Raw genomic sequence first — 766 nt, forward strand, 5'->3', positions numbered from 1 at the left:
GGAACCCCATCTATATTGATTAAAAATGCCCTGGAAGCTCAAAAAGGTTTTATGATAAATGTACAAGGATTTATAGATACCGACTCTGATAAAGTTTATAGTTGCATTGAACAAAAACGCGTATATCCGATAAAAGCAATAGAGAAGTTAAAAAATAAATTCTCTATAAAAACAATGCTTATAACATCTGAGGATATAAAAATTGATGGTAAAAGAATAGCTGTTGAAAAATGCGTTGAGCTTGGCATAAAAGTAATAACAGTTCCGCCATCGGATCAATGGATAAACGGTGAGCCAAATTTAAGGCAGTTTAAGGATTTAAAAATAGAAKATCTTTTGGAGCGTAAGCCTATCAATCTTGGCAATAAACATGTTTTAGCCGATATTCAAAATAAAAGGGTTTTAATCACGGGCGCCGCGGGTTCAATTGGTTCGGAGCTTGTTAGGCAAATATTAAGTTACAATCCGGAGTATGTAGTGTTATGTGATCAGGCTGAAACGCCCTTGCATGATATTCAATTAGAAGTAGAGGATAGTACATATGCCGATAAAATCAGAATATTTATAGCAGATATACAAAATGCAAGTAGAATAAGAACTTTATTTGATTTATATAAACCTCAAATTGTTTTTCATGCTGCAGCATATAAACACGTGCCTATGATGGAAAATAACCCTACCGAGGCTGTGTTAACAAATATTTGGGGTACAAAAAATTTAGCAGACATTTCTGTTGAATTTGGCGTGGAGAAGTTTGTGATGATAT

1 protein-coding gene is annotated in these 766 nt (G+C 33.9%); it reads left to right on the forward strand.

All coding sequences use genetic code 11. From position 1 onward, the window contains the following. On the forward strand, positions 1-766 hold a 766-nt coding region (locus AC1DQW_RS27830; RefSeq protein ID WP_477457045.1), incomplete at both ends, for a polysaccharide biosynthesis protein.

The sequence above is a fragment of the Mucilaginibacter sp. P5_A4 genome (genome assembly GCF_056400605.1).